This is a genomic window from Microbacterium sp. NPDC077184, from assembly GCF_040687055.1.
Classification (GTDB): Bacteria; Actinomycetota; Actinomycetes; order Actinomycetales; family Microbacteriaceae; genus Microbacterium.
In genome coordinates this window covers 65,724-84,896 of sequence record NZ_JBFBMM010000003.1, presented here as the reverse complement: position 1 = coordinate 84,896, position 19,173 = coordinate 65,724, and the positions used below count along the sequence as shown (strand labels likewise).

The window sequence follows — 19,173 nt, the reverse complement described above, 5'->3', positions numbered from 1 at the left end:
CTCTCGCCGAGCGGCATCCGTTCGTGGTCCGATCAGCGCGACAGCGTGGCGAACTTCCGGATCGACAGCGGAACGAAGACCGCCAGCAGCACGACGACGCCGATGATCACCGTGGCGATCGGATTCTGCGCCGGCCACGCGTCACCGACCGGGGTTCCCGGGGGGACGTTGCCGAAGAGCTCGCGCGCGGACTGCACGAGCGCGGACACGGGGTTCCACTCCGCGAAGATGCGCAGCGGCGTCGGCAGGTTCTCGCTCGGCACGAACGCGTTGGAGATGAACGTGAGCGGGAAGAGGATGAGGAAGGAGGCGTTGTTGATGATCTCCGGGCTCTTCACCGACATCCCGAGGAACGCCATCACCCACGAGAACGCGTAAGCGAACAGCAGCAGGAGCGCGACGCCGGCCAGGAACTCCGGGAACGACGAGTTCACGCGCCACCCGACGAGCAGACCCGTCCCCATCATCACCAGCACGGACAGGGCGTTGATCACGAGGTCGCCGTTGGTCCGCCCCACAAGCACCGCCGCACCGCTCATGGGCAGCGTGCGGAAGCGGTCGATGATGCCGTCCTTGAGGTCCTGCGCCATCGCGGAGCCCGAGTAGGTCGAGCCGAACACGACCGTCTGGGCGAAGATGCCGGCCATGAGGAAGGACGTGTACCCGTCGCCCGGGATGTCGATGGCGGCGCCGAAGACGTAGGTGAACAGCAGCACGAACATGATCGGCTGGATGAGCGAGAAGAGCAGGATCTCGGGCACCCGGATGATCTTCATCAGGTTCCGCCACGTCGTCACCCACCCGTCACTGACGAACCTCGACACCGCCGAACCCGCCTCGGGGCGGAGAGTCATCGTCGCCGAGCGGCCCGGGGCGGCGTCGGTTGTGGATCGGGACTCGGACGTGCTCATGCCGCCGTCTCCTCGGTGTCGTTCTCGGCCGCGCGCCCGGTGAGCTGGAGGAACACGTCGTCCAGCGTCGGGCGACGCATACCGGCGTCGTGCAGGGCGATGCCGTCGCGGGATGCCGCGCCGACGATGGCGGCGAGCGCGGCCGGACCGTCATCGACGGGCACGACCCACGTGCGTCCACCCGTCAGCACCGGCTCGCCCGACCCGTGGGAGGCGAGGATGGCGCGCACCGCGTCGCCGTCGGACTCGTCGACCAGCGTCAGCGCGACCCGCTGACCCCCGACGGACGCCTTGAGCTCGTCGGCGGTGCCCTTGGCGATGACCTTGCCGTTGTCGATGACCGAGATGGAGTCGGCCAGCCGGTCGGCCTCCTCGAGATACTGCGTGGTCAGCAGCACCGTCGTCCCATCGGTCACCAGGGTCTGGATGACATCCCACAGGCCCAGGCGGCTGCGCGGATCGAGCCCGGTCGTCGGCTCGTCGAGGAACAGCACGGGAGGGTTGATCACGAGGGCACCGGCGAGGTCGACCCGTCGCCGCATGCCGCCGGAGTAACCCTTGACCGGGCGGTTCCGCGCCTCGGTGAGGTCGAACAGCTCGATGAGCTCCGTGGCCCGCTGTCGGGCGACGCGACCGCCGAGGTGGTAGAGCCTGCCCACCATCATGAGGTTCTCGAACCCGGTGAGGTTCTCATCCACGGCGGCGTACTGACCGCTCGCGCCGATCATCCGGCGGATGCGCTCCGGGTCGGCCAGGACGTCGACACCGTCGATCGTCGCGGTCCCGGCGTCCGGCGTGATGAGCGTGGTGAGCGCCTTGACCGTCGTGGTCTTCCCCGCCCCGTTCGGACCGAGCAGCGCCGTGACGGTTCCGCGCGGCACATCCAGGTCGAGTCCGTCGAGCGCGCGGACCACCGGCGCACCCTTCGGCGTGTAGGTCTTGACGAGCCCGCGGGCTTCGATGAACGCCATGCGCGTGATGGTACTCCCAGCCGCCGACACGGTGGTCACGCCCCGTTCCCGCGGACGTTCATAACCGGACCGGCGCGCACGACGCAAGACCCTTCCCCTCGGCATCCGTCCACGAAAGGCTGGGTCTCACGCTGCAGAGAGGAACCCCATGACCACCCACACCGTCGGGTACTTCGTCGGAAGCCTGTCGTCGACATCGATCAACCGCATTCTCTCGAAGGCGCTCATCCGCCTCGCGCCGCCGGAGCTGGAGTTCCGCGAGATCCCGATCGGCGATCTGCCGCTCTACAGCCCGGATTTCGACGCCGATTACCCGCCCGTCGCCACCGCCCTCAAGGATGCGATCGCCGATTCGGATGCCGTCCTCTTCGTCACCCCCGAGTACAACCGGTCGATCCCGGGAGCGCTGAAGAACGCGATCGACTGGGCCTCCCGACCCTGGGGGGAGAACTCGTTCGACCACATCCCGGCCGCCGTCATCGGGGCCTCCATCGGGCAGATCGGTACCGCGGTCGCGCAGCAGAGCCTCCGCGGGGTGCTGAGCTTCTGCAACGCCCGCCAGATGACGAGCCCCGAGGCGTACATCACGTTCTCGGAGGAGAAGTTCGGCCCCGACGGCGAGGTCCGCGACGAGGGACTCGAGGGGTTCCTGCGCGACTACATGGCCGAGTTCCGCGACCACATCGAGCGGGTCCTGACGGTCCTGCCCCGCGACTGAGGGAACGGATGCCGACCCCGCACGGCCCGACCGTGCACCTCGAGCGGGCGCGGGCCGCCGCCCGGGCCCGCCTCAGCGACCTCGACGCGCAGATCGCGGCGCTCCGCCGTGCGCGCAGCGGCGAGTCCGACGACGACGAGCACGACCCCGACGGCGCCCCCCTGTCGGGTGAGTGGTCGCGGCTCGAGGGTCTGCGCGCGGAGGTCGACCGCGAGCTCGCGGAGATCGACGCGGCGTTCGACCGCGTCGCCGACGGGACCTACGGCATCTGTCGCGACTGCGGCCGGGCCATTCCGGTCGGGCGTCTCGAGGTGCGCCCCACCGCCGACCGCTGCGTCACGTGCGCGAGCGCGCGAGGACGGTGAGGCCATGACCGACGAGTCGCGAACGGACTCCCCCGCCCACCCCGGTCAACTCCGCGCGGACACGTGGAGGTACCTGCTGCGCCGCACGGTGCGGGAGTTCATCCGCGACGGGTGTCCCGACGCCGCGGCGGCCCTGACCTTCTTCGCCGTCCTGTCGATCTTCCCCGCCGCGCTGGCGCTCATCGCGATCGTGGGACTCGTCGGCGACAGCGAAGACACCGTGACCCGGTTGCTCGACCTCATCGACCAGGTGGCGCCGGCGGCGGTCGCCGAGACCCTCCGGGCACCGCTCCTCGACATCTCCGGAGCCACCGGCGCGGGCCTGACCCTCATCGTCTCGATCGCGACCGCGCTGTGGTCGGCGTCGCTCTACGTCGGAGCGTTCGGCCGCCTGGTCAACCGCGTATACGAGGTCGAGGAGGGGCGCCCGTACTGGAAGCGCAAGCCCGCGCAGATCGCGGTCACCATCGCACTCCTGGTCCTCGCGCTCATCGTCATCGCCGTGATCACCCTCTCCGCCACGATCGCCCGCGCGCTCGGCGACGCGTGGGACCTCGGCGACACCGCGATCGACACCTGGAACGTGGTGCGGTGGCCGGTCCTCGCGCTGGCGGCGGTGATCATGGTGACCCTGCTGTTCACCACGACGTCGAACGTGCGGCAGTCCCGGCTCCGCTGGGTGGCTCCAGGAGCCCTGCTCGCGCTGGCTCTCATCGGCGCCTCCTCCGCCTTGTTCACGCTGTACGTGTCGACCATCGGCGATTACGGACGCACATTCGGGGCGCTCGGCGGAATCGTGGTCTTCCTGATCTGGCTCTTCCTGCTGAACCTGGCCCTGCTCATGGGCGTGGAGTTCATTGCCGAACTGGAGCGCGGAAGACAGCTGCAAGCGGGCATCGCCGCGGAAAGTCGGGTGGAGCGCGCGCTGCGGGACGACACCGCCATCGAGCGTCTGCAGGAGGAGACGCGGATCACCGTCGACCGCGGCGCGCAGCTCCGCCGGGGCGAGGACCTGGGGCCGCGGCCGGACGGACTCGTCCGCCGTGCGGCGGCCGCGGTGACCGCCTGGTGGCAGTCGCTCCGCGCGTCCTCACCGGATCGTTGAGGTTCCGGCATCCTCCCGGGGCAGGGTGTCACCGCTGCCCAGGCCGTCCATGCCGATCACACTGAGCGTCCCGTTGGGCTCGAGGACGACGGCGCCGACGCGGCCGAGCTCGCCGTAGCCCTCGCTGCGCACGGCCTGCAGCACCTGCGACCGGCTGAGCCGATGCGCCCGGACGACATCGGCGCGCAGCTCACCCCGATAGACGAGGATCGCCGGCCGGGAGGTCACGACCCGGCGGAGGGCGGGGATCCGCACCGAGGCCCACGCCACCACCAGCTGCAGCGCCGCGAGCAGAGCCAGTGCGGTCACCCCCTCGACCCACGACACGTCGGAGCTGAGGAGGATCGTCGCCAGGGTCGACCCGAGCGCGACGGTCACGACGAAGTCGAACGCGTTCATCTGACTGAGGGTGCGCTTGCCCGACACCCGAAGCACCGCCACGAGCGACACGTAGGCGGCCGCTCCCACCGCCAGGACGCGCCCGACGTCGGACCAGGAGTCGAACCACATCAGCGGTAGTAGGGGAAGGTCGGGTAGGCGTAGCCGGGACCCCACCACGCGCCATAGCCGTAGTAGTCGAGATAGTTCCCGTAGTCGTGGCGCTCCTGAACGAGCCGCGGGTCGTACTCGGGGGCACCGGCGATGGTCTCGCGGGTCGGGTCGACCCGGACCTCGTCGTCGGTGATGGCGGTGATGGCGTCGACGGGCAGCAGGGTGATCTCCCGCCCGATCCCGAGGAAACCGCCCGAGGCGACCTCGAGGAAGCGGATGCGGTTCTCCGCTTCGTCGACGAGGAGGTCCTTGACGGTCCCGATGTCCTCCCCGTGCTGATCGCGGACGCTGCGCCCACGCACGTCCTCGTCGGGGTTGGCGACGGTCTCGTCGAGGTCACCGAGCTTGCGCAGCGTCTCGTTCGTACGGTCGTTCATCTGCTCCTCCTTCGTCGAGCGGTCTGTCGGTCGTCGGCCACGGTACGGAGGAGGTCCGGACGGCCTGAACCCCCTGGCGCGGGCTCCGACGCCGTGTTAGGGCCGGAGCCGCCGCACCCGTAATCGACTCGTAAGCTCCTGCCCCACCGCGCCCGCGAGCGCCGCACTACCGTGATTCCTGTCGGGCGCACCCGCCGCCCGGGATCCGAGGTCTCCGCCATGCCGACGCGCATATCCGCCACCGCCGTCCTGCTCCTCACGGCCGGCCTCGTCCTCTCCGGCTGCGCCGCGGGAACGGATGCCGCATCCCCGAGCGGGACTCCCGCGATGTCGGACGAGGCGATGTCAACGGAACCGAGCGAGCCCATGACGGAGTCGGAGGCCCCTGCGGAACCGATGACCGAAGAGCCCATGGCCGAAGACGCGATGACCGCCGGCGCCTACGTCGATTACACCGACGGCGCGATCGAGGCGACCCCCGGCGACAAGGCACTGTTCTTCCACGCCTCCTGGTGCCCGCAGTGCCGCGCCCTCGACGAGGACCTCCGCGCGTCCGGGGCGCCCGACGGCCTCACCGTGTTCAAGGTCGACTACGACAGCCGCACCGACCTCCGCCAGAAGTACGGGGTCACCCTGCAGACCACGATCGTCTTCGTCGACGACGCGGGCGAGCCGATCTCCTCGACGGTGCTGTACGACGACCCGTCGGTGGCCTCCCTCGTCGCCGCCGCACCGTGAGCACCGGGCGATGACCGCGTCGCTCCTCGGAGCCCTCGCCGCCGGCATCCTGACCGTGGCCGCACCCTGCGTGCTGCCGCTGCTCCCCGTGATCGTCGGCGGCACGATCGTCCGCGGCGGCGACGCGCGTCGGGCGCGCTGGCGTCCCTTCGTGATCGCCGGCTCGCTCGCCGTGAGCGTGGTCGTCTTCACCCTCGCGCTCAAGGCGACGACCGCCCTTCTCGGCGTTCCACCCCAGGTGTGGCAGATCGTGTCGGGCGTCATCATCATCCTCCTCGGCATCGACCTCGTCGCCCCCTCCCTGTGGGACCGGGTGTCCACGCGCCTCCGGCTCCAGGCGCGCAGCGGGGCCGCACTCGACAAGACCGTCTCGCGGCAGAGCGTCGGCGGCGACATCCTCACCGGTGCCGCCCTCGGCCCGGTGTTCTCCAGCTGCAGCCCCACCTACGCCCTCATCGTCGCGGTGGTCCTCCCCGTCTCCTTCGCGGAGGGCGTGACGTACGTCATCGCGTACGCCGTGGGGCTCGCGGGGATGCTGCTGCTCATCGCCCTCCTCGGCCGCGGTCTCGTCCGCCGGCTCGGGTGGATGGCCGACCCGAACGGGTGGTTCCGCCGCATCATCGGTGTGCTCTTCATCCTCGTCGGCGTCGCCGTCATCACGGGCTTCGACAAGCAGATCCAGACGTGGGTGCTCGACGCCGGCCTATACGACCCGATCGCGCGATTCGAGGAGTGGATCGGTGCCGGCTGATCCGCGGGCTCCGGATCCGCGGGCGTCGACGCCGCCGGATGCCGCGCTCCTCGGTCGCACCGTCCTCCTCGTCGACGATGACCCCACAGTCCTGGAGGTCTGCCAGGCGTACCTCGAGCGGGAGGGCTGGACGGTCCTGCTCGCGACCGACGCCTTCACCGCCCTCGACCGCGCCGCCGCCCTGCATCCGGACGTCCTCGTGCTCGACCGCATGCTGCCCGGCATCGACGGCGTCGAGGTGTGCCGACGGGTGCGCGCGACGCGACCGGACGTCCCGGTGATCCTCCTCACCGCCCTCGGCAGCGAAGACGACCGCATCCACGGCCTGGAAGCGGGCGCGGACGACTACCTCGTCAAGCCCTTCTCGCCCCGCGAACTGACCCTGCGGGTGCGCACCCTGCTGCGCCGCGTCGTCGCCGCAGAGCAGACCTCCGCCCCGGCATCCGTCGACGCTCTCCTCGAGCGCGGGCCGCTCCGGATCGACACCGCGGCGCGGACCGTCGAGCGCGGCGGTGTCGCCCTGACGCTCACCTCGCGCGAGTACGACCTGCTCGTCTACCTCGCGCGGCGCCCCGGCCGGGTCTTCTCGCGCGAGGACCTGCTCGGGGCGGTCTGGGGCTGGTCGCACGGCGACTCCTCGACGGTGACGGTGCACGTGCGGCGGCTCCGCGAGAAGATCGAAACGGATGCCGCCTCCCCGACCATGCTCGTCACGGTGTGGGGGTTCGGGTACCGGTTCGACATTCCCGTGGATGCGACCGACACGGGAGGGCAGGCGTGAGCGGACAGACCCTGCTCCTGGTCGTGGCCTCCTCGGCCGCCATCGCCGCGGTCGTGGGTCTCGCCGCCTGGATCCTGCTGCGGCTGGTGACGCGCGCGCCGATCCTGGTGCATCTGGTCACCGTCGCCGCCGCGGCGGTCTCGGCTGTGGTGGGCGGGATCCTCGTCGCCTCGAACGCGATGTACCTCTCCGAGGCCGACGTGCAGCTGGCGCTCGCGATCGCCCTGTCGAGCGGGGCCGTGGCGATCCTCGTCGCCGTGCTCCTCGGGGGGCGGGTCGCGCGCGCCGCCGGCGTCCTCCGCCGCGCGGCAGCCGATCTCGGCGCCGGGGTGCCGGTCCGCACGGCGGCCGAGACCGGGCTCGCGATCGGCGAGTTCCGCGCCGTCCTCGACGAGTTGGCGGCCTCCGACGCCCGCCTGCGCGCCGCCCGATCCGAGATCGAGCGTCAGGAGAAGGCCCGGCAGGACCTCGTGGTGCGGATCACGCACGACCTGCGGGTGCCACTGGCCGGCATCCGTGCGCAGGCCGAGGCGCTGCAGGACGGGGTGGCACCGGATCCGGACCGCTTCCTCACCCGGATCGTCGGTCAGGTCGATCGCGTCGACCGCCTCGTCGACGACCTCTTCGCCGTCTCCCGCTTGGATGCGGGGGCCCTCGCGCTGCGTCTGGAGCCGACGTCGCTCGGCGACCTCGCGAGCGACGTCGTCGCCGACGTGCGCGCCGTCGCGGATGCCGCGGGCGTCGAGCTGACCGTCGAGATCCGTAGAGACGCCGTGGTGGAGGTCGATCCGCTGCAGCTCGGGCGCGCGATCGCGAACCTCGTGGCCAACGCCGTCCAGCACACGCCGGGAGGCAGCGGCGTGCGGGTCGTCATCGATGCCGGTCGGGCGCGGGTGCGGATCGCCGTTCACGACGGCGGTCCCGGCATCCGGGACGAGGATGCGGAGCTTCTGTTCGAGGCGGGCTGGCGGGGGACGGAGGCCCGGTCGCCGCACGCGGTCGACATCACCGCCGGCGCGGGTCTCGGGCTCGCGATCGCCCGCGGGATCGCGCGGGCGCACGGCGGCGACGTGACCGCGGCGAACGCCGGCGGCAGTGGCGCGATCTTCGCCCTCGAGGTGCCGACGGCGGGCGCGTCGCCTGAGCCCGCCGTCGACAACGCGTGACGAGCGGTCGCTCAGCCGCCCCGGGGGCCCCGAAACCGACCGGATATCCCGCGTTTTCGACACCGATCGCCTGCGGCGACACCGCCGAGGCTCCGTCGAGCGGTTCGTGACGGTGCGTTACGCCGCGCGTCGCCGCGTGACGTCGCCCGCGACACGGCGACCGCGGGTCGGCACGATGGCAGCATGAGCACGCACGACAGCGCCTCCGCGACCGAGACCGCCGCCGCCCCCGTGGGCGCGACGCGACAGATCCGGTTCAACGCGTTCGACATGAACTGCGTCGCGCACCAGTCCTCCGGCCTCTGGCGCCACCCCGACGACCAGTCGCAGCGCTACAAGGAGCTGACGTACTGGACGCACCTCGCGCAGCTGCTCGAGCGGGGCACCTTCGACGGAATCTTCATCGCCGACGTCCTCGGCACCTACGACGTGTACGGAGGAACGAACGAGGCCGCGATCCGTCACGGCGCGCAGGTTCCGGTGGCCGATCCGCTGCTCCTCGTCAGCGCGATGGCGCTCGTCACCGAGCACCTCGGCTTCGGCATCACCGCCGGAACCGCCTACGAGCACCCCTACCCCTTCGCCCGACGGATGTCGACCCTCGACCACCTGACGAACGGCCGCGTCGGCTGGAACGTCGTCACCGGATACCTCCCGAGCGCCGCGCGCAACATGGGGCACGACGACCAGCTCGAGCACGACGACCGCTACGACCACGCCGACGAGTACCTCGAGGTGCTCTACAAGCTGTGGGAGGGCTCGTGGGAGGACGACGCGGTCCAGCGCGACCGCGAGTCCGGTGTCTTCACCGACCCGGCGAAGGTTCACGAGATCGGTCACCACGGGAAGCACTTCACCGTTCCCGGCATCCACATCTCCGAGCCGAGCCCGCAGCGCTCCCCGGTTATCTACCAGGCGGGCGCCTCGCCGCGCGGCGTCGCGTTCGCCGCCGACAACGCCGAGGCGATCTTCGTCGCCGCCCCCACGAAGGAGGTGCTGCGCTCGACCGTCGCGCGCATCCGCGACGCCCTCGAGGCGGCCGGCCGCGACCGGTACTCCGCGCGCATCTACACGCTGCTGACGATCATCACCGACGAGACGAGCGAGAAGGCCCACGCGAAGCACCGCGACTACCTGCAGTACGCAAGCGCCGAGGGTGCCCTGGTGTTCATGAGCGGGTGGATGGGCATCGACCTGTCGCAGTACGACCTCGACGAGCCGGTCGGCAACGTGAGGTCGAACGCGATCCAGTCGGTGATCGCGAACTTCGCCGAGTCCGCTAAGAACGGCGAGGAGTTCACCGTCCGCGACATCGCCGAGCGCGGCGCGATCGGCGGACTCGGACCGCTCATCGTCGGGTCGGGTGAGGAGATCGCCGACACCCTCCAGGAATGGGTGGAGGAGACGGATGTCGACGGGTTCAACCTCGCCTACGCGATCACCCCCGGCACCTTCGAGGACGTCGTCGAGCACGTCATCCCCGTCCTCCGTGCACGCGGGATCTATCCCGACGCGTACACGCCCGGTACGCTCCGCGAGAAGCTCCACGGCCGCGGCGACCGCCTGCCCGACGAGCACCGCGGCGCCCGCTACCGGGTCGGTGCGCGCGTGGCCGCGGGGGCCTGACAACGGCTCCAGAGGACGCGACTCACACCGGAGCGTCGTACTCGCGGATCGTGATCCCGGTGAACTGGGCCGGGCCTCCGTCCGTGTAGAACGAAATGCCTGTGTCGCCGTCGAGGAAGTGCACCTGCTGCGACAACACGGTGTGCCCCGCGTTGACGAAGACCTCGACGCTCTGGCGGTCGACGAAGATGCGCAGGTGCATCGCTTGGGCGTTCGGATCGATCGGTGCGGCTGCCCTCGTGTAGGGAACGAGGCTGTACCCGCTGCGATCGGACGGGCCGCGGTCGACGTACAGATCCGCGCCGTACTTCCCGATGTTGGTGTGACGCGACCCGTCCGCCGAGCGCCCGACGGACACCCCGACGTTGGTGGCATCCGTCCAGGAGACGTCGAGCTCGAGCTCGTATGCGCGTCCGCTCCATGGCAGGACAGCGCCGCCGTCGACGGCGCGATCGGGAAGGGAGACCGTCGAGCTCGCGCGGGATGCGAGGGCAGCGATCGGGCTGCTCAGGAGGCTGTACCAGCCGCCTGGCTGACGGTCGAGGCGCAGCTCCCGCACGATGGAGTTCTGCCCGTTGTAGCCATCGGTGACGTCAGTGGGCACGTCGCGGGCAGCGTACTTCCAGTTGTTCATCCAGCCGATTGCGAGCCGACGAGTCTCGGGGTTCTCCTTCATGGGCCACGTGACCGCGCCGTACCAGTCCCATCCCCAGTCCAGCCATTGAGGGGTGAGGTCGTCTGCGACGAACCGGGTGCCATCCCATTCGCCCGTCCAATACGCGTAGGTCATCGGCAATCCGACGCCGTACGCGTCCATGCTCGCCCCCAGCACCCAGTGACGCGTACCGTCATCGGCGGTCATCTCGAAGAGATCGGGGCATTCGATGCCGCCGAGTTGCGGCGTCGGGTAGTCGAAGTTGCTGCACCAAGCCCAGTCCCGCAGGTTGGGCGAGGTGTAGAAGCCGGCGTACCGGGCGCGTCCCAACGCCATCACCCACTCGCCGCGGGGCGCGTCCCAGTGCACCTTCGGGTCCCGGCACCACTCCGCGTTGTCGATCTCGGCGGGCGTCTGCGCGGCTCGCCCATCCGTGTTCACGAGTACCGGATCCGGCAGCATCGTGAACGAGAACCCGCCATCGGTCGACCAGTAGAGGTACTGCTCCTGGTAGCGACGGATGCCGTCCGTGGGGCGGGTCGCGAGGGCGACCACGGCGCCGGCGCCGAACCCGGCGGTGTTCGCATCGTCGACGACGAGGCATCCGGACCACACGGGGACGCCGTCGGCGAGCGGCATGACGGTGCCATGGTGTGTGAAGCTCACGCCATCGGTGGTGGCGTGGTCCCATCCGCCGGGACCGTTGTTCACGTCGGAGTGCAGATAGTAGAGCTGGTACTGTCCGCCCGAGACGATGGGACGCTGCGGATCGCACAGCCAACCCGTCGGCGGCGTCATGTGGTACACGGCGCGCTGGGATGCCTGCGCGGCGGATGCCGCGACCGGCGCGTGTCCGGCGAGGGCGAACCCCAGAGCGCCGATCCCGGCTCCCTGCAGAAGCGTGCGGCGAGAGATGTCGAACGTCATGATGATCACTTCCTTGTGATGAGAGGGATGGAGCAGGGTCAGGCAGACGCGACGAGGGCCCCGGGCTTGAGCGCGCCATCGCGCACGCCGACCTCGGTGGCGCGCAGGCTCAGGGCCTCGAGGGATGCTGATTCATCGACGTGCGCCGTCAGGGTGACGGAATCGCCGCCCAGCGTGACGAGAGTCGACACGGTTGTCACACCGTCCTCGGCGAGCACCTCCAGGAGGGGGCCGTCTAGGCTCACGAATAAACGCCCCGGGCCGTCAGCTCGGTTCAGCGGGGCCACGCTGCAGGACGGGAAATCAGGGTGGACCTCGCGTGCGGCCCTGCCCGCGCGCGTTACGGATAGCTCTGCCCCCACCGTGTCGTACACGATCTCGGCGGTTGCGTCACCGACTCCTGCAAGCTGGAGACGCACTCCACCGGCGAGGGCGGACGTCCAGCTCACCTCGATGAGCGCGTGAGGCGCCAGCGTGATCGGCTCGGCGGGCGCGATCGACGTCGCCCGGGCGAGGTGGCGCTCGACGAACGCCGCGGGACGCTGCACAAGACGCAACCGGTCCCCCACGGTGCGCAATGAAAGTCGGCGCGGCAACGACATCGCACCACGCCACGTGGTCGCGGGGATTGCGTGGGCGTAGCGCCAGTTGCTCATCCACGCGAGCAGGACTCTCTCACCGTCGGGCGCGTTGTCGAAGGTGACACCCGCGTAGAAGTCACGCCCGTGGTCCAGCCGCTCCAGCTGCCCGCGATCCGCGGTGAAGGTGTCGCCGTCGAAGGAGCCGACGACATAGTGCATCATCGAGCCCTCGGGGTCGGGATCCGGGCCGACAGAGTTGGTACTGAACAGCAGGACCCATCGCGACTGCGCGGGGTCGTCGTCCTGCGGCAGGAGGACGAGATCGGGGCACTCCCACACCACCCCGTCGGGCCCGACCGGGCCGAAGGAACCGGTCTCGCGCCAGGTCCGCAGATCGTCCGAGGCGTAGAAGAGCACGCGGCGTTGCACCGCCTCGACAGCGACCATGACCCAGCGCTCGCTGCCCGGTTCGAACGACAGCCGCACGATCTTGGGATCACGGAAGTCGCTCGAGCCGCGGTCGAGCACCGGGTTGCCGTCATGCGGGATCCAGGTCTCGCCGCCGTCGTGGCTGACAGCGAGCGACTGCGCCTGAATACCCCGGGTGTAGGCGCTGGTGTAGATCGCGGTGAGGCTGCCGTGGTCATCGACCACCACCGAGCCGGAGTAGATCTGCTCGTCCTCACCGTGGCGCAGCGCGACCGGATGGGAACGCCAGTGCTCGAGGTCGACGCTGCTGGCGTGGCCCCAGCTCATGTTTCCCCAGTCGATACCCTCCGGGTTGTGCTGGAAGAAAGCGTGCCAGACCCCGTCGACGTGGACGAGTCCGTTCGGGTCGTTCATCCAATTGCGCTCGGGCGTGAGATGGAATCGCGGGCGAGGGATCACAGCGAGGCCCTCACGACCGGAGGGCACGTGACAAGCAGGCGATCGGATCCGGTGATGGTCTCGAGGCCCAGAAGGGTTCGCACACCCGCGGCACCGAGCTCGTAGTGGGGAAGGGCCACCGTCGACAGCGGCGGCCGGAGGTGCGCTGCGATGACGTCCTGATTGTCGAAGCCCATGACGGCCATGTCTTGCGGAATACGCAGGCCGCGCTCCCGGAGACCGTCGTAGAGTCCCATCGCTACGCGGTCGTTGTGACAGAAGACGCCCTCGGCGCCTGAGGCGATGACCGCGGGCGCGATGGCGTAGCCGCCTTCCTGCGCCGACTCTGCTGCGAACACGAGCGAGGAATCGTAATCGATGCCGGCTGCGGCGAGCGCCGACGCGTACCCGGCAAGCCGGCCCGTCTGTGCAGGCGAGGGCGTCGTCGTGTTCACCATGGCGATCCGACGGTGCCCGGCGGCGATGAGCTCCTCAGTGGCGGTCCGGCCGCCCTGCTGCTCGTCGGGCACGACCGCCGGGTAAGCGTCGTCCTCGGAGAAGCAGTTCACGAGCACCGTCTCGGTCTGTTTCAGTAAGGCCGGCACCTCGATCTCACGGTGGTACCAGGTGGAGTAGAGAATGCCCCGGACCTGATGTTCGAGCATCATCGCGATGGCATCGTTCTCCGCGGCGGTGTTTCCCTCCGTGTTCGCGACGAGCAGCACGTAGCCGTGTCGCCATGCCTCATCCTGCGCGCCGTGGATGATCTGGCCGGCGAACGGGGTCGTCGCGATCGCATCTGCAACGAGTCCGATGAACCGTGATCCGCCTTGCGAGAGCGTCTTGGCCAGTGCGTTGGGCCGGTATCCGAGTTCCGCGACCGCGTCGAGCACGCGCCGCCGCGCATCGTCTCCGATGCGCGCTCCCGGCTTGTCGTTGATGACGTGCGAGACGGTCGCGACCGAGACATTGGCCGCTCGCGCCACATCGCGCATTGTGATGCTCATCAGTGAGTCACCTGTTCATCCTTTGGTAGCTCCGCTTTCCAGGCCTGCGATCATCGCCTTGTTCAATACGAGGAAGACCAGCAGGAGCGGCGTGACGGTGACGCACACCGCCGCGAAGGTGGCGGTCCAGTCGGTGTTCCCCATCGCTCCGATGTAGTTTTGCAGCCCCAAGGGGATGGTCTTCAGCCCGTCCGAGAGCACGAAGGTGTTCGCGAAGATGAAATCGTTCCAGATGAAGATGCTGTTGACGAGCACCACTGTGATGATCGTGTTGACCGATAGGGGCGCCGTGATCTGCAGAAAGATGCGGTACGGACCCGCACCGTCGAGCGACGCCGCCTCGTAGAGTTCGCGGGGAATGTACTCGTAGAACGACGAGAACAGGTAGACACCCATCGGCAGGGAGAACGCCGCGAGCGGCAGGATCATCGACACGTGAGTATCGAGCAGCCCGATCTGGGCATAGTCGATGAACAGCGGCACCAGCGCGATCTGCACCGGGACGATGATTCCGAGGAGGAAGACGGAGCGCACGAGCGTGCTGAATCGGAATCCCAAGACCTGCAACGCGTAGGCGGCCATCATCCCGGCTACGACGATGAGCGCGCTCGCGCCCAGGGTGACGATCAGGCTGTTGACGATGTTGAGCCAGAGGTTCCCTGTCTCGAAGGCGCGCGCATAGTTGTCAAGCGTGAACTCCGACGGGATGGCGAAGGGATCTCCGCCGGCGAAGTCCGCCGGGGTGCGGAAGCTTGTCAGGAACAACCACGCCAGTGGGTACACCTGGACGACGACGATGAGCACGACGGTCACGGTGAGCAACGTCCGCTGCACGCGCAGTCGTTGTGAACGATGGGGCCTGATGGGACCCGCTATCTGGCTGGGGGAGGGTGTCGCCACCGGTGAAGGCAATGTCGTCGACATCACGCGTCCTTTCGACGCAGGAGCAGGAAGATCAGGCCCACGGCGACGAGGCACTCGACGACGATGAAGACCGAGATCGCACTCGCATAGCCGTAGTCGGTGTGAACGAAAGCTGTCTTGTACATATACGTCGTGAGCAGCTCGGATGACTGGCCCGGTCCTCCGTTGGTCAGGAGATACGGGATGTCGAAGCCTCGGAGAGCGAACGTCGTGGCCATGACCGTGGTGGTGATCCACACGGGACGGATGTAGGGGAACCGGATGCGCCAGAACGTCTGCCACCACGACGCCCCGTCGAGGCGGGCGGCCTCCTCGAGTTCCTTGGGTACCGCGAGGAGCGCCGCGTAGATGATCAGCATGTACAGACCGGTGAAGCGCCACCCCTCTGGGATCGACACGGCGACGAGCACCGTCTGCACGTTCGACAGCCACGCCGTCTGCAATCCTTCGAGGCCCACGAACGCCAAGAGCTGGTTGAGCAGACCGACCGGCTCGAGCGAGTAGATGCGGACGAAGAGGAAAGCGATTGCGACGGTCGAGATGACCGCGGGCAGCAGGTAGAGCGTCTTGACCAGTTCGCGGGCCCGGGGAAGCGCGGTGAGGAGCCCGGCGACGGCGAGCGCGCCCCCCAACTGCAGCACCAGGCAGATGGCGAGGTAGCCGAGGGCGTTGCCGAACGCCGTCCAGAAGACGTCGTCGCGGGTGAACATCTTGATGTAGTTGTCGACGCCCACGAAGATGAGGTCGGTGATCCCGTCCCACGAGAACAGGCTCAGGACCAGCGACTGGACGATGGGAAGCAGCACGGCCGCGCCGTACAGCAGCAGCGGGGGGACGAGGAAGACGACGACGGACAGCCCGGACCGGCGGGGAAGCATCGAGGTGCGCAGACCTCGCTTCGTCGCCGGTCGGGTGCCGGACCGGTCGGCCCGGGGCGCCGCCCCCGGCCGACCGGTCACCATGGTGGTCGCCATGTCAGCCGACGTTCTCCGTGAGCGCGGCGTCCATCGTCTCAATGAATTCGTCGGGCGTGATGTCACCCTGGACAAGCAACGTCAACTCCTGCTGGAGGCGGGTGTTGGTGGCCGGGTCGAGCTGCGTGTCCCAGGGCATCGCGATGGCAGGGCCGACGTTGTCGGCCTGCTCGATAGCGCGAGAGTAGAGCGGCGTGGCATTATCCGGAATGGTCGTGTCGACACCGACAGTAGGCGAGAGGGCGCCGCTCTCGGCCACCATGCTGGGGTATCGCTCGAGCGCGTAGCGAAGGAAGTCGCGGACGAGCGGGTCGTAGGTGCTGGAGTTGACCGCCATACCGATGCCGGACGGAGTGACGTACTCGTTGTCGGCGGTCACCGCGCCCTCGATCGTGGGGAGGGTGAAGTAGTCGATCGCATCGCGCACTCCGGCGTCGAGGTTGTCGGTCGCGAGGTTCGTCAGCTCCCACGTACCGATGTTGTAGACGGCGGCGCGTCCGGACGTGAACTGCGCCTGAGCGTCGGCGTAGCCGGTGGACGAGAATCCCTCTTGGAAGCAACCCGCCTGACCGAGGCCGTACAGCCACTCGGCGGCGGCGCGACCCGGCGCGTCGGAGAACGACGCTTCGCCGAGTTTGAGCTCCTGAACGTATTCGGGCCCGGCCTGGCGGAACGGGTAATACGCCATGTACCGCTCGAGCGGCCACCCGTCGGCACCGTCGAGGGCGATGGGGGTGATGCCGTTCGCCCGGAGAGCCTCGCACATCGGCGCGAAGTCGTCGAGTGTCGCGGGCACCTCGACACCGGCCTCGTCGAAGAGGCCGCTGTTGTACCAGAAGAACTCCAGCTGGAATTCGAACGGCACCATGTACAGGGAGCCGTCGTCGAAGCGCTGGTAGTTCAGCGCCGCCTCGCGGTAGTCGTCGGCGAAGCCGAGGTCTTCGAGCAGCAGGTCGACGTCGAGCATCCGCCCCTGCTCGGCGAGCTTCTGCGCGAAGGGCGTCGCGTCGGTGTCGAACAGCTCGGGGAGTCTGTTCGCGGCGGCAAGAGTCTCATACTTCTGGATGTACGAGGGGCGGTCCGGTGTCGTGATGAGTTCGAGCTCGAAGCCGGGGTTCTCGACGGCGTATTCTTCGGCGATCTGCTCCATGGCGGTGATGACGCCGCCGTCGGCGGGCCGCGAAAGGAGCCAGGAGATCGCACGGGGCTCGATCTCGCCCTCGGGGTCGACGTCGGTGGGGTCGCCGGCTCCGCTGGAGCTCGCGCACCCGGTGAGTACGAGAGTGACGGCAGCGGCCAGGGCGATCCCGGTCGCGATGCGCTTGGTGGTGAACATGGGTGGAATCTCCGTTGATCTCAGGGTTACGGGTGGAGGGGGTGTCAGGTGAAGGCGGATCTGGGCTCGACGAGGAGGCGCCGTGAATGGTTCAGGCTGTCGTGGCGAGAGGGACGGGCACTCGTGATCGTGCCTCGTCGGCCGCGCCAGGCGCGCTGACGACGAGATCGGTCACGATCATCGTTCCCTCTCCGACGAACGCGCCGACGTGTCCGGCGGTGCGGTCGTAGAGCCGAGTGCTGAGGCTCACGGCGTCGTCGACGGTCGCGACACAGAGGTCGCCGTCGACGATCACCTCGAGTCGGTGTTCTCCCGGCGGGAGGGCAACTGGCCGCTCGAGCTCCACCGCGAAGGGAACATCGCCCGAGATCTGCCACTGCTCTCCCCCGGTGGTTCGACGGGGCCATCGGTCGAATACGAGGCGCCCCCGCTTCGGTTCGAGCCGTAGCGCGTACGCCTGATCGCCGTCCGCGGTCGCGCGGAGCAGGAGGCCGCACTCGGTGGTGTCGGGGGCGATGTCGAACCGGGCGTCGACGCGGAACGACCGCGGAACATCCTCGGGCAGGATCAGGTCGGCGTAGCCATCGGGAGCCGAAAGAACCGCACCAGAAGTCAACGCAGCGATGCGATCGTCGAACCTCGCGGCCAGCTCGCGCGGTGGGCGGAAACGCAGCGTCCCGTCGGTGTTCTGCTCTGCCTCCAGCACGGCGAGGGTCCCGGCCCACTGCCACGCGCCGTCGTCCGTGTCGCCCTCGCGGGTGGAGATCCACCCGAAGAAGAAGCGCCTATCACCGCGCGCTGCCGACTTCGCCGCGTAATAGGCGCGGCCGTCGATCGTGTCGTTCTCGGGAACGCGCCACGGCCCGTGAATATCGCGCGAGATACGGTAACGGGTCGTGAACGAATCGCTGAACTCGGACCAGACGAGATACCACCAGCCGTTCCACTCGAACACCTCAGGGCACTCGTGGGCCAGATAGCGGCGCGGATCCCAGAACGGCTCGACCGGTTCCCACGTGCGCAGGTCGTGGGATACGCACTGCGCAATGACTCCTCGGCGCCGCACGGGGCCCTCGACGTGGCGGGCGGTCACGAGCATCCGCCACACTCCGGCATCCGCGTCGCGGAAGACGTAGGGATCGCGCCAGTCTGCTGTCTCGTAGCCCGGGGTCGCTCCGAAAGTGTGCTCCGGGTGTCGCTCCCAGGTGTTCATGCCGTCGCGGCTCGTTGCATGCAGCACGAGCTGGAGAGGGAGTCCGTCGGCACCACGACGGTCGGGATTCTGTCCTGTGTAGAAGACGTGGTGCATGCCGTCGTCGTCAACGACGATGCTGCCGGTGTAGACATTGAAGTCAGGGCTGTCCGGCCCCCCGGATTCCAGGGCGACACCCGCCGAGCGGAAGTCGACGAGGTCGTCGGAGACCACGCGGTGCCATGGCATGCCGACCTTGGGAACCTGGCGCGACTCGTGCAGATAGAAGAGATGGAACGTGCCGTCTTCCTGCCAAGGAATGACGTCACCGACCCAAGCCTGGGGCGGGCGGAAGAACCCTCGCTGGTTCATGGACTTCCTCATCATCGAGCATCGGAGCGCCGGATTGTGGCCTGCTGCGGACATGGTTAATCGGTTACGCAGTGACGTTAGCAGCGCTCGGATCGAGTGGTCAAGGGGTTAACCAAAAGAGGCGTGCGATTACGTTCGCACGGGATCTACCCGGATTCGTACGCCCCGGGCACTCTTCGCGAGAAGCTCCACGGCCGCGGCGACCGCCTGCCCGACGAGCACCGCGGCGCCCGCTACCGCGTCTGGGCAGGGGTGGCCGCGGGGGCCTGACCTCGCG

Annotated in this window: 20 protein-coding genes; 9 read left to right on the top strand and 11 right to left on the bottom strand. The window is 68.8% G+C overall.

The features are described 5' to 3' along the window. Nucleotides 1-32: 32 nt before the first annotated feature. On the bottom strand, nt 33-854 hold the full coding sequence (locus AB0O93_RS07475; protein ID WP_363342533.1) for an ABC transporter permease: 822 nt from the start codon (nt 852-854) through the stop codon (nt 33-35). A 53-nt stretch (nt 855-907) separates the two neighbouring features. After that, nucleotides 908-1,882 carry an ATP-binding cassette domain-containing protein gene (locus AB0O93_RS07470; protein WP_363342035.1) on the bottom strand — a complete coding sequence of 325 codons (975 nt, stop codon included), beginning with the start codon at nt 1,880-1,882 and terminating at the stop codon, nt 908-910. Nucleotides 1,883-2,030: 148 nt separating this feature from the next. On the opposite strand from AB0O93_RS07470, the gene AB0O93_RS07465 reads away from it, so the two are divergent. The 3 genes from AB0O93_RS07465 to AB0O93_RS07455 are packed head-to-tail and all read left to right on the top strand — an operon-like array spanning nt 2,031 to nt 4,070. Beyond that, a complete protein-coding gene (locus tag AB0O93_RS07465) occupies nt 2,031-2,600 on the top strand; it encodes an NADPH-dependent FMN reductase (protein ID WP_363342033.1) in 570 nt (189 codons plus the stop codon). Nucleotides 2,601-2,608: 8 nt separating this feature from the next. Next, a complete protein-coding gene (locus tag AB0O93_RS07460; protein WP_363342031.1) occupies nt 2,609-2,965 on the top strand; it encodes a TraR/DksA C4-type zinc finger protein in 357 nt (118 codons plus the stop codon). 4 nt (nt 2,966-2,969) lie between these two features. Further along, complete coding sequence (locus AB0O93_RS07455) at nt 2,970-4,070, top strand: YihY/virulence factor BrkB family protein (RefSeq protein WP_363342029.1); 1,101 nt, start codon at nt 2,970-2,972, stop codon at nt 4,068-4,070. Here the strand turns inward: AB0O93_RS07455 and AB0O93_RS07450 are convergent. Both AB0O93_RS07450 and AB0O93_RS07445 read right to left on the bottom strand, forming a co-directional pair. Beyond that, nucleotides 4,056-4,580: a YetF domain-containing protein gene (locus tag AB0O93_RS07450; RefSeq protein ID WP_363342027.1), complete on the bottom strand. Its 525-nt coding sequence runs from the start codon at nt 4,578-4,580 to the stop codon at nt 4,056-4,058. The two genes, AB0O93_RS07455 and AB0O93_RS07450, sit on opposite strands and share 15 nt — an antisense overlap. Beyond that, complete coding sequence (locus tag AB0O93_RS07445; RefSeq protein WP_363342025.1) at nt 4,580-4,999, bottom strand: PRC-barrel domain-containing protein; 420 nt, start codon at nt 4,997-4,999, stop codon at nt 4,580-4,582. The genes AB0O93_RS07450 and AB0O93_RS07445 overlap by 1 nt, the downstream gene beginning before the upstream one ends. A 219-nt stretch (nt 5,000-5,218) precedes the next feature. Here AB0O93_RS07445 and AB0O93_RS07440 point away from each other — a divergent pair, with 219 nt between their 5' ends. The 5 genes from AB0O93_RS07440 to AB0O93_RS07420 all read left to right on the top strand — a co-directional run bounded on the left by AB0O93_RS07440 (nt 5,219) and on the right by AB0O93_RS07420 (nt 10,061). Beyond that, nucleotides 5,219-5,737, top strand: coding sequence for a thioredoxin family protein (locus AB0O93_RS07440; RefSeq protein WP_363342023.1), 519 nt, complete (start codon nt 5,219-5,221; stop codon nt 5,735-5,737). A gap of 10 nt (nt 5,738-5,747) precedes the next feature. Continuing rightward, complete coding sequence (locus tag AB0O93_RS07435; RefSeq protein ID WP_363342021.1) at nt 5,748-6,488, top strand: cytochrome c biogenesis protein CcdA; 741 nt, start codon at nt 5,748-5,750, stop codon at nt 6,486-6,488. After that, nucleotides 6,478-7,269: a response regulator transcription factor gene (locus AB0O93_RS07430; RefSeq protein WP_363342019.1), complete on the top strand. Its 792-nt coding sequence runs from the start codon at nt 6,478-6,480 to the stop codon at nt 7,267-7,269. The genes AB0O93_RS07435 and AB0O93_RS07430 overlap by 11 nt, the downstream gene beginning before the upstream one ends. Further along, complete coding sequence (locus tag AB0O93_RS07425; RefSeq protein WP_363342017.1) at nt 7,266-8,435, top strand: HAMP domain-containing sensor histidine kinase; 1,170 nt, start codon at nt 7,266-7,268, stop codon at nt 8,433-8,435. The genes AB0O93_RS07430 and AB0O93_RS07425 overlap by 4 nt, the downstream gene beginning before the upstream one ends. Before the next feature lie 183 nt (nt 8,436-8,618). Continuing rightward, on the top strand, nt 8,619-10,061 hold the full coding sequence (locus AB0O93_RS07420; RefSeq protein WP_363342015.1) for an LLM class flavin-dependent oxidoreductase: 1,443 nt from the start codon (nt 8,619-8,621) through the stop codon (nt 10,059-10,061). Between the two features lie 22 nt (nt 10,062-10,083). Here AB0O93_RS07420 and AB0O93_RS07415 read toward each other — a convergent pair whose 3' ends face one another. The 7 genes from AB0O93_RS07415 to AB0O93_RS07385 form a co-directional block, all read right to left on the bottom strand. Then, nucleotides 10,084-11,643 (bottom strand): glycoside hydrolase family 32 protein, encoded by a 1,560-nt coding sequence (locus AB0O93_RS07415; RefSeq protein ID WP_363342013.1) that lies wholly within the window; start codon nt 11,641-11,643, stop codon nt 10,084-10,086. Nucleotides 11,644-11,681: 38 nt separating this feature from the next. Beyond that, the gene (locus tag AB0O93_RS07410) at nt 11,682-13,112 is read right to left on the bottom strand and encodes a glycoside hydrolase family 32 protein (RefSeq protein ID WP_363342011.1); all 1,431 of its coding nucleotides are present in this window, start codon (nt 13,110-13,112) and stop codon (nt 11,682-11,684) included. Next, a complete protein-coding gene (locus AB0O93_RS07405) occupies nt 13,109-14,098 on the bottom strand; it encodes a LacI family DNA-binding transcriptional regulator (protein WP_363342009.1) in 990 nt (329 codons plus the stop codon). The genes AB0O93_RS07410 and AB0O93_RS07405 overlap by 4 nt, the downstream gene beginning before the upstream one ends. A 15-nt stretch (nt 14,099-14,113) precedes the next feature. After that, nucleotides 14,114-15,022: a carbohydrate ABC transporter permease gene (locus tag AB0O93_RS07400; RefSeq protein WP_363342007.1), complete on the bottom strand. Its 909-nt coding sequence runs from the start codon at nt 15,020-15,022 to the stop codon at nt 14,114-14,116. Further along, nucleotides 15,022-15,900: a sugar ABC transporter permease gene (locus AB0O93_RS07395; RefSeq protein ID WP_363342531.1), complete on the bottom strand. Its 879-nt coding sequence runs from the start codon at nt 15,898-15,900 to the stop codon at nt 15,022-15,024. The genes AB0O93_RS07400 and AB0O93_RS07395 overlap by 1 nt, the downstream gene beginning before the upstream one ends. Before the next feature lie 97 nt (nt 15,901-15,997). Continuing rightward, complete coding sequence (locus AB0O93_RS07390) at nt 15,998-17,332, bottom strand: extracellular solute-binding protein (RefSeq protein WP_363342005.1); 1,335 nt, start codon at nt 17,330-17,332, stop codon at nt 15,998-16,000. Between the two features lie 91 nt (nt 17,333-17,423). Continuing rightward, the gene (locus tag AB0O93_RS07385) at nt 17,424-18,896 is read right to left on the bottom strand and encodes a family 43 glycosylhydrolase (protein ID WP_363342003.1); all 1,473 of its coding nucleotides are present in this window, start codon (nt 18,894-18,896) and stop codon (nt 17,424-17,426) included. Nucleotides 18,897-19,019: 123 nt separating this feature from the next. On the opposite strand from AB0O93_RS07385, the gene AB0O93_RS07380 reads away from it, so the two are divergent. Beyond that, nucleotides 19,020-19,166, top strand: a complete 147-nt coding sequence (locus AB0O93_RS07380; protein WP_363342001.1) for a hypothetical protein — start codon at nt 19,020-19,022, stop codon at nt 19,164-19,166. The last annotated feature ends 7 nt before the right edge of the window (nt 19,167-19,173 follow it).